This is a genomic window from Photorhabdus sp. HUG-39, assembly GCF_963878365.1.
In the GTDB taxonomy this organism is placed as follows: domain Bacteria; phylum Pseudomonadota; class Gammaproteobacteria; order Enterobacterales; family Enterobacteriaceae; genus Photorhabdus; species Photorhabdus kayaii.
In genome coordinates, this window is sequence record NZ_CAWNWY010000087.1 from 1 (window position 1) to 2321 (window position 2321).

The window sequence follows — 2321 nt, forward strand, 5'->3', positions numbered from 1 at the left end:
GCAGGTGATTAAGCGATAATCTGTTGATATTTAGCGCGGGGATAACGGGCTGGCACCCGTTACCGCCGCTTACCACAGCAACTATAGGAGTAGTGACTATGGCTAAGGCGCATTCTAAAGCAGAAGCGGCGGTAAATAAAGCCGTGAAAACAGAACGTTATTACACGGTGGGTTATGTACCGAACGGGAATAAGGTCAACAACGCCACCCCGGCGATACATCTTAAGGGACAGTGGCTGAGACAGGCGGGGTTTAATACCGGCGGCCAGATTACGGTGAAGGTGATGGATGGCTGTCTGGTGCTCATTCCTGACAGTGAAGCCACGCAACAACAGCATCAGCAGTACCAGCGGCAGCAGGCCCAACTGCGGGAGATAAAGCAGCAGATGCGGGCGTTGATAACCGGTTTTGTGGGTTAAGGGGAGAGCATGAGATGACGATAGCCATTGAACATTTGCAGGACATTCAGTTAACCCATATTGAAGCGCTGGCTTTGGCTCAATTGGTTAAGCGGCTGAACTGGTCAGAGATACGGTCGTGCGCGGTGAATGATGAGGAAGCGTATCAGATTAAGGATGCGATCTCTAAGCTACAGTCGGCACTGGCTTACCGAGGGTATTCACCAAGGTAGATCATCAGAAGGCCGGAAGATCGCGGGGGATCTTTCCGGCTTATTTTTAAATGCTGCTAAATTCTATATTTTTAGAAGGAAAACCATCAGGGAATGACATGCATTTGACGTTTCCTGATAAAACACCTTCTAAAAAATTAATGAAATTTTCTTGCCTATATTCAACTTCTGGTGCTCTTGCCGCAATAATAGCGACATTCCATAAGTCACTATTATCTGACGATGCAACCCAAAATATATAATCGCCGTTATCTGTAACTCCTATAGGAAGCAATCCATTAATATCAGGATAAAGAATAAACGGATAATAATCTGGATCAGATTCAACAAGGGACTGAAAATCTTCAATAATCCATTCTTTCTGCCTAAAAAAATTTAAATCATCATCTTCGCTAAATGGGTTAAATATAGTGATAAAATCAGCAATCCTACCTGTTCCATATTGGGTTATAAAATCAATATAGTCCTTAGGAAAAGAATGCTGTTCATCTATTAACGGCCACGTTTCACCTTCACCATTTTCATTAGGATGAACAGGCAAGGGCAATAGATTCTTTAAGCTTTCTATACTCATTATTTACATTCCTGGGGGGTTAAGAACAGTGACATATTCAAAGGAGCCCCCTGAACCTTCAGCTTTCATTGTAATACCTGCTGGTATTCTGGATGGTCCCTTATAAATAGGAATAGAACTCATTTCAATAACTTCTCCCTGTTCTAAGGCTTTTCTTATTCTACCCTCGACTCCACTCATGACAGGAGTATTAGTAGGTCTTTGTTGAAGAGTAACTAGGTTTCTAACATCATCACCAGAACCACCTAATTGTCGTCCGAGCAAATGGCCCCTAGCTCTGTTAGAACCTTTTCCGGTAATAAATCCTGGCGGCTGTATATCAGGATTAGCGTGCGTACCTGTATTAATATGACCTTTATCTAAAGTGGCATGAACCCCTGTAGGGCGCCCTAAATGATCTAATTCGCCATATTTAATACTATTAGGACATCCCGCTAATCCGAGCGGATCAATCCAGTTCGCCGGATTATGGACATACGAATAGGGATTCAGACTCCCTGCCAGCCCAATCGGGTCGGCACAGAGATATTGCCCGGTCTCGTTATCGTAATACCTAAAACGATTATAGTATAGCCCGCTTTCCTCGTCTTCGTACTGCCCACAAAAGGGGCATCAGCTCCGAGGCAGTCATACTTATAGGGCGATGCCAGGCCGCACAGGACAAGGCTTTCAGAAGGACGCGTTTCGCCCATTTTGCTCCTGCAACTTTTTTTGACCCGACGTGCCTTTTCAGGATGTGTGCACGCTACCGCCATACCCTGACGCCCTTATCCGGTCTGCACATTGAGCAGTATAGCGGCGGTGTTAGCTGCCGTTAACCCCTTGTGTGTATTTGCTGACGTGTTTGTACACCGCCTTTCAACCTGCCAGAACCGGGTTTTATCGATAACCCGTGGCGGCGGGGCAGCTTGTCTGCGCCGCTGACGCGGGTTGGCCGGGTGCGGGCCGGCGAGGCCCGCAGGTGACGCTGTTCAGCAGGGAAGCCCCTGGGGGCTGCACGGGGCGGAGATGGCGAGCACGGGAATGAGCAAGGAGCTTGCGACTGCGAACCGGGCGCAGCCAGTGCAGCGGGGTTGGGGTGGGGGCAATAAATTGCGGCCAGCTTGCTGGCCTGCT

The 2321-nt window shown here is 47.7% G+C and carries 4 protein-coding genes and 1 pseudogene; 3 read left to right on the top strand and 2 right to left on the bottom strand.

The features are described 5' to 3' along the window. Positions 1-98 precede the first annotated feature (98 nt). Both AAC155_RS24025 and AAC155_RS24030 read left to right on the top strand, forming a co-directional pair. Positions 99-419: a SymE family type I addiction module toxin gene (locus AAC155_RS24025; RefSeq protein ID WP_036846042.1), complete on the top strand. Its 321-nt coding sequence runs from the start codon at positions 99-101 to the stop codon at positions 417-419. 14 nt (positions 420-433) lie between these two features. Then, complete coding sequence (locus tag AAC155_RS24030; protein WP_113044406.1) at positions 434-631, top strand: DUF7706 family protein; 198 nt, start codon at positions 434-436, stop codon at positions 629-631. Positions 632-677: 46 nt separating this feature from the next. Here the strand turns inward: AAC155_RS24030 and AAC155_RS24035 are convergent, their stop codons facing one another. Continuing rightward, complete coding sequence (locus AAC155_RS24035; RefSeq protein WP_113044407.1) at positions 678-1205, bottom strand: SMI1/KNR4 family protein; 528 nt, start codon at positions 1203-1205, stop codon at positions 678-680. Between the two features lie 3 nt (positions 1206-1208). Beyond that, positions 1209-1811 (bottom strand): annotated as a pseudogene (locus tag AAC155_RS24040) (RHS repeat-associated core domain-containing protein); the annotation flags it as partial. Positions 1812-1988: 177 nt separating this feature from the next. Here AAC155_RS24040 and AAC155_RS24050 point away from each other — a divergent pair. Continuing rightward, positions 1989-2129, top strand: a complete 141-nt coding sequence (locus AAC155_RS24050) for a hypothetical protein (protein WP_158536619.1) — start codon at positions 1989-1991, stop codon at positions 2127-2129. Positions 2130-2321 lie beyond the last annotated feature (192 nt).